Origin of the sequence: Micromonospora acroterricola (assembly GCF_003172955.1) — a bacterium.
In the GTDB taxonomy this organism is placed as follows: domain Bacteria; phylum Actinomycetota; class Actinomycetes; order Mycobacteriales; family Micromonosporaceae; genus Micromonospora; species Micromonospora acroterricola.
The window spans coordinates 22268-28864 of record NZ_QGKR01000115.1; the positions used below are offsets into that span (position 1 = coordinate 22268).

Annotated in this window: 6 protein-coding genes; 5 read left to right on the forward strand and 1 reads right to left on the reverse strand. The window is 72.1% G+C overall.

What is annotated here, in order from left to right; translation table 11 throughout:
- Positions 1-45: 45 nt before the first annotated feature.
- Positions 46-1101 (reverse strand): hypothetical protein, encoded by a 1056-nt coding sequence (locus tag DKT68_RS03940; RefSeq protein ID WP_109816066.1) that lies wholly within the window; start codon positions 1099-1101, stop codon positions 46-48.
- Between the two features lie 240 nt (positions 1102-1341).
- On the opposite strand from DKT68_RS03940, the gene DKT68_RS03945 reads away from it, so the two are divergent.
- The 5 genes from DKT68_RS03945 to pstC all read left to right on the forward strand — a co-directional run bounded on the left by DKT68_RS03945 (position 1342) and on the right by pstC (position 6590).
- A complete protein-coding gene (locus tag DKT68_RS03945) occupies positions 1342-2061 on the forward strand; it encodes a winged helix-turn-helix transcriptional regulator (protein WP_179781168.1) in 720 nt (239 codons plus the stop codon).
- A 148-nt stretch (positions 2062-2209) separates the two neighbouring features.
- The gene (locus DKT68_RS03950) at positions 2210-3073 is read left to right on the forward strand and encodes a polysaccharide deacetylase family protein (protein WP_201748887.1); all 864 of its coding nucleotides are present in this window, start codon (positions 2210-2212) and stop codon (positions 3071-3073) included.
- A 63-nt stretch (positions 3074-3136) separates the two neighbouring features.
- Entirely contained in the window at positions 3137-4063 is a 927-nt protein-coding gene (gene mshD / locus DKT68_RS03955) for a mycothiol synthase (RefSeq protein WP_109816067.1), read from the forward strand.
- A gap of 291 nt (positions 4064-4354) precedes the next feature.
- Positions 4355-5461, forward strand: a complete 1107-nt coding sequence (gene pstS / locus DKT68_RS03960; protein ID WP_109816068.1) for a phosphate ABC transporter substrate-binding protein PstS — start codon at positions 4355-4357, stop codon at positions 5459-5461.
- Positions 5462-5498: 37 nt separating this feature from the next.
- A complete protein-coding gene (pstC, locus tag DKT68_RS03965) occupies positions 5499-6590 on the forward strand; it encodes a phosphate ABC transporter permease subunit PstC (protein WP_109816069.1) in 1092 nt (363 codons plus the stop codon).
- Positions 6591-6597 lie beyond the last annotated feature (7 nt).

Here is a 6597-nt window from a genome sequence, read left to right on the forward strand (position 1 = left end):
CGGCGGAACCGTAGGTACCCGGCGGGGTCCGGGCTCAACCGTGGCTCAGAGGAACAGCATGCACATGGCGTACGCCGCCGGCGCGGCCAGGGCGAAGCCGCCGAGCGGACCCTGCATGTGCCGGGCGACCCACATGGTGGGCGGTTCGCCGGCCATCAGCCGGCCCGCCTCCGCGTACCCCACGGCGAGGTCGGAGAGCACGGCGGTGACGGCCGCGACCAGGCCGATCACCGCGGCCTTGGTCGGCGTGAAGGGGGCCACGAGATAGCTGCCGAGGACCGCGCTGACCAGCGTGCCGACCATCGCGCCCGCGACCACGCCAGCGGCGCCCCGGGGCACCTGCGGGGCCAGCCGGGGCCAGGGCAGCACCGCGTCGGTGAGCCGGGCGACGGTCAGCGCGACCCCGCTCGCGGTCAGGCAGACCGTGATCGCCTGGGTGCCGGCCGGGATCCGACTGAGCACGATCAGCGTGCCGAAGGCCACCACGCCGACCACGATGAGCAGCGTGGCGCCGAGCGAGTCGGTGACCCGGACCCGGTCGACGCGCCGGACCAGCTGACCGAGCACGGCGGCGAGGAACCCGCCGGCGGCCAGGTAGCCCAGCGGCGCCAGGCCGGCGATGTCGCTCTGCACCGCGGCGACGTCGACGACGGCGGCGACCACCGCGCTGATCCCGGCGACCAGCAGCAGCGCGGGTGGGCGCATGGCCATCGTCCAGGCCAGCACGAACAGCAACTGGACACCGAAGATGATGAAGGCGAACGGCAGCCGGTGACCGGGTCCGGAGGTCTGCGCGCCCAGCACCAGGCCGACGCCGAGCAGCGCGGCGAAACCGGCGATGGTCAGCGCCAGCGGTCGGCGTACCTCGACCGCCGGTACGACCTCCTCCTCCGGCTCGTCGACCTCGTCCTCGGAGCGCCGCGCCGGCTCCCCGGCGCGGCGTGCCCGGCGGGGCCCACCGCGTTCGCGGCGTTCGCCGTCGGCGACGGCCGGCCCGGAGCGCGGCGCGGGCGGGTGGCCACGGGTCGGGGCGGCCGGGCCCGGACGGGGCCCGTCGGGCCACGATTCGCGGCCGGCGTCAGGCGAGGTGGAGGGAAACACGCCCCGATCGTGCCAGACCGACCGCCCGGCGCGGTGGTCACGGGTTTCAGCAACGTTAAAACCTGCGCCACGATCAGGGGCAAGGTGGACAAACGGGAAACGACCCGGCGGCGTAACGGAGGCCATCAGTTACGCTCAAGCCGCTACCCGCCCGTCAGCGACGCCGGGACCACGCAATTTCTCAGCGCGCTCCTCGTGGGTGTGTCTGGTCGCGTGCGGCCACGCGCCGCCGGGACGGAGGTGATCGTGGAGATCCTGCTGCTGGTGACCGCACGCGCAGGGGAACCGTCGGCTGTGCTGCCGGCACTCGACCTGCTGCCGCACTCGGTCCGCACCGCACCGCGCGACGTCCGCACCCTGGTCGCCGGCCCCAGTCCGGACGCGGTGCTGGTGGACGCGCGGTCGGAGCTGAGCGAGGCCCGGGCGACCTGCCGGATGCTGCACGCGACCGGGCTCGGGGTGCCGCTGGTGGCGGTGGTGACCGAGGCCGGCCTGATCGCCCTGAACGCCGACTGGGGGGTCGACGACGTCATCCTCGCCTCGGCCGGGCCCGCCGAGGTGGAGGCGCGGCTGCGGCTGGCGGTGGGCCGGCTGAGCAACGCGACCGCCGGCGCCGGCGGCTCGATCCGGGCCGGCGAGCTGACCATCGACCCGGACACCTACGCGGCCAAGCTGAAGGGCCGCCCGCTCGACCTCACGTACAAGGAGTTCGAGCTGCTGAAGTTCCTGGCCCAGCACCCGGGGCGGGTGTTCACCCGGGACCAGCTGCTCCGCGAGGTCTGGGGGTACGACTACTTCGGCGGCACCCGGACCGTGGACGTCCACGTCCGGCGGCTGCGCGCCAAGCTCGGCTCCGAGTACGAGTCGATGATCGGCACGGTCCGCCAGGTGGGCTACAAGTTCGTCGTGCCGCCGTCGCGGTCCCTGCCCGAGGCGGAGCACGCGCCGCTGCCCGTCTGATCCCGTCGGGGACGATTCCCCATATGCCCTTTTTGTGCAGCTCGTCGGTTCTATTCTGACTGCCGGGTTTGTCGGAGAAAGGGGCGACGGTGCGCGTAGTGACCACGGGGGCGAGAGGCCGGCGTGACCGGTCAGCCGGGCGGAAGCCGTGACGCGGATCAACTCGACCGCCCGGGCGGCGGGAATCGTCACGTTGGTGGTGGCGGCGCTGCTCGGCTCGGCGTACGTGCTGGGCCGCAGCCTCGTCCCCGACCAGACCCAGCGACACGCCACCGGAGTCACCACGAACGTCGACGGGCCGCACTACGCCGACCAGCCCACCGGCGACGAGCCGAGCGCGGCCCCGAGCGGCAGTGGCGGCCCCGCCGAGTCCGGTCAGGACGGTTCGGGGCGCGACGCGGGGGGCGACCGCCTGTTCGGCGCGCACTCCACCACCGGCACCGAGCGACTCGCGCTGACCTTCGACGACGGGCCCGACCCCCGCTACACCCCGCAGGTGCTCGCCGTGCTGAGCGAGTTCGACGTCAAGGCCACGTTCTGCGTGGTGGGTGAGAACGCCCAGTACCACCCGGAGCTGATCCAGGCGATCGTTGCCGACGGGCACACCCTGTGCAACCACTCCTGGCACCACGACGTCACCCTCGGCAACCGGTCCGCGGACGTCATCCGTGCCGACCTCCTGCGGACCAACGAGGCGATCCGGGCAGCGGTGCCGAACGCCCCGATCGTCTGGTACCGCCAGCCCGGCGGCGCCTGGACCTACCCGGTGGTGTCGGTGGCGCAGCAGCTCGGCATGACCCCGCTGCACTGGTCGGTGGACCCGTCGGACTGGGACACGCCCGGCGCGGGCATGATCGCCGCCTCGGTGGTCACCCAGGCCGAACCGGGCTCGGTGGTGCTCCTGCACGACGCTGGCGGGGAACGACAGGGCACGGTGGACGCTCTGCGCCGGATCCTGCCCGACCTGACCGATCGGTTCCAGTTGGAGGCGCTGCCCACCGACCCGACGTGAGCCGGCCCGCACCACGGCCCGGGATCCCCCCGGACCGCTGTTCCCGGCGGCTACGGTGACGGGATGAGCAGCGTCGAGCCGACCAGCGACCAGGTGACCCGGACCGACCGCCCGACCCCGGCGGAGATCGCCGACGTGCTGGCCCTGGCCCGAGCCGCGGGAGACACCGACGGCGCCGACCCGCTCGACGAACACGTCCTGCTCCGCCTGCGTGACCCGGACGCCCCGGCGGTGCACCTGATCGCCCGCGCCGATGACGGTGCTCTGACCGGGTACGCCCACCTAGACACCACCGACCCGATCGGCGGGATCGGCGTCGAGTTGGTGGTGCACCCGGCGTACCGGCGGCGCGGCACCGGGCGGGCGCTGGCCCGGGGCGTGCTCGCCTCGGCCACCGGGCCGCTGCGGGCGTGGGCGCACGGCGACCACCCCTCGGCCGCCGCGCTCGCGGTCGACCTCGGCTTCACCCGGGCCCGGGTGCTCTGGCAGTTGCGCCGGCCACTGGCCGCGCCGCTGACGGAGCCGCGCCTGCCCGACGGAGTGGCGCTGCGCGCGTTCCGGCCAGGGGCGGACGACGCGGCCTGGCTGGCCCTCAACGCCCGGGCCTTCGCCGAACACCCCGAGCAGGGTCGGTGGACCTCGGACGACCTGCGGGTCCGTCTCACCGAGCCGTGGTTCGACCCGGCCGGTTTCCTGCTCGCCGAGGAGACCGCGACCGGCCGGCTGCTCGGTTTCCACTGGACCAAGGTGCACGAGCGCCCGGGGTCGGCCCGGATCGGCGAGGTGTACGTGCTCGGCGTGGAGCCGACCGCGCACGGCGGCGGGCTCGGTAGGGCGCTGACCACGGCCGGGCTGGCGTACCTGCGGGACCGGCGCGGGCTGGACCGGGTGATGCTCTACGTGGACGAGTCGAACACCGGCGCGATGGCGCTCTACGAGCGGCTCGGCTTCGCCCGCTGGTCCGCGCACATCAACTACCACCTCGGGTGACCGGCGGGCACCGCTGCGGCCGGGTCACCCCCGGGTAACGGCCGCGCGTCGGCGGGATAACAGCGTACCGGAAATATGGCCATACTTCCGACCGGCGTACCCGGGTTCACTTAACGGACAACTCACCCTCAGCGAGCGGTCACCTCGGGGGCCGTACGTGTTCACCTTGCGTTCACTTGCGACCGGCGAACCGGCTACCTGGCACTTCTAGCTTTCGTGTCAGCCGGTCAGCGCCGGTCCTCGGGCCCCGGGATCGGGGCGCCAAGTCAGACGCGAAGGGAAACCCCTCAGGTGAAGCTCCAGCGGTACGGCACTCTTGCCTGCCTCGCTCTCGCCGCGACGCTCGGCCTCAGTGCATGCGGCTCGGACAACAACGAGCCCGCCACCGGCGCCAGCGCCTCCGGCTCGGCCGCCGCGGTCGACTGCGCCACCGGCACGCTGAACACCCAGGGCTCGTCCGCGCAGAAAAACGCCATGGACGAGTGGATCAAGGCCTACCAGCAGAAGTGCTCCGGCGCCAAGATCAACTATGAGCCGTCCGGCTCGGGCGCCGGCATCCAGGCCTTCATCGCCGGCACCGCCGACTTCGCCGGCTCCGACTCCGCCCTCAAGCCGGAGGAGCAGCCGCAGGCGGACGCCAAGTGCGCCGGCGGCAAGGCCATCCACCTGCCGATGGTGATCGGCCCCGTGGCCATCGCCTACAACCTCGACGGCGTGGACAACCTCCAGCTCAAGCCGGCCACCCTGGCGAAGATCTTCGCCGGCAAGGCGACCAAGTGGGACGACGCGGCGATCAAGGCCGACAACCCGGACGCCAAGCTGCCGTCGACCGCGATCAACGCGGTGCACCGCTCGGACTCGTCCGGCACGACCGACAACTTCACCAACTACCTGAGCAAGACCGCCGAGACCGACTGGACCTTCGGCAAGGCCAAGGAGTGGAAGGCCCCGGGTGGCACCGGTGCCGCCAAGTCCGACGGCGTGGCGAGCGCGATCAAGGGCCAGGCCGGCACCATCGGCTACGTCGAGTGGTCGTACGCCGAGAACGGCGGCCTGAAGATGGCCAAGATCGGTAACGGCAACGGCGAGTTCGCCGCGCTGACCGCCGAGTCGGCCGGAAAGACCATCGCCGGCGCCAAGGTCGAGGGCCAGGGCGACGACCTGAAGATGTCGATCGACTACAACACCAAGGAGGCCGGGGCCTACCCGATCGTCCTGGCGACGTACGAGATCGTCTGCGGCAAGGGTCTTGCTGCCGACAAGCTGCCGCTGGTCAAGGGCTTCCTGGCCCACGCCGCCAGCGCCGAGGGTCAGGCCGCTCTGACCGAGCTGGGCTACGCCCCGCTGCCGGAGACGGTCCGCACCAAGGTCGAGGCCGCGGTCAAGAACATCTCCTGACCAAGACACCACTTCCGCAATCGAATCGAGCGAGCAGATGGGTGAAACCCCCCACCGCTCGGCCGACGCCGGCACCGGCGGGACCAGCGTGACCCAGAGTCACGAGTGGCCCGCCGGTGCCTCGGCGCGTGTGGCCGAAGCACCAGTCAGCACCCGTACCCCGGGCGGCACCGGGCTGGGCGGCGGCGGCGCGCTGCCCCGATCCCGCAGGTTCGGCGCCGAGCGGGCCTTCCGCGGCCTCACCCTGGCCGCCGGCACGGCCGTCCTGGTCATCATCGCGGCGATCGCGGTCTTCCTGGTCGCCAAAGCGACACCGGCACTGCGTGCCAACACGGAGAACTTCTGGACCTTCGAGGGCTGGTTCCCCAACGACGCCGAACCGAAGTTCGGCATCGGGGCGCTGGCCTTCGGCACCGTGCTCACCGCCGCTCTCGCGCTGCTGGTGGCGGTGCCGGTCGCCCTCGGCATCGCGCTCTACCTCTCCCACTACGCGCCCCGCCGGCTGGGCACCGCGCTCGGCTTCCTGATCGACCTCCTCGCCGCCGTCCCCAGCGTGGTCTTCGGTCTGTGGGGTCGGGAGATCTTCCTGAAGCCGGTGCAGGACCTGTCCGTCTGGCTGAACAAGTACTTCAGCTGGATCCCGCTGTTCGGCGGTGACGGTCCGTTCGGCAAGTCCATCCTGCTCGGCTCGCTCGTACTGGCGATCATGGTGCTGCCGATCATCACGTCGCTCTCCCGCGAGGTGTTCCTGCAGACCCCGACCGCCAACGAGGAGGCCGCCCTCGCCCTCGGCGCCACCAAGTGGGAGACGATCCGCACGGCGGTGCTGCCCTACGGACGGCCCGGCATCATCGCCGCGGTGATGCTCGGCCTGGGCCGGGCGCTCGGCGAGACCATCGCCCTGGCGATGACCCTCGGCATCACCTTCGGCATCTCGTTCAACCTCATCGAGAACGGCGGCAACAGCATCGCCGCCAACATCGCCAACACGTTCGGCGAGGCGAACGAGACCGGGCGGGGCGCGCTCATCGCCTCCGGCCTGGTGCTGTTCGCGATCACGCTGATCGTCAACATCACCGCGCGTGTGATCATCTATCGCCGCCGGGAGTTCACGGAGTCGGCCGCATGAGCACCAC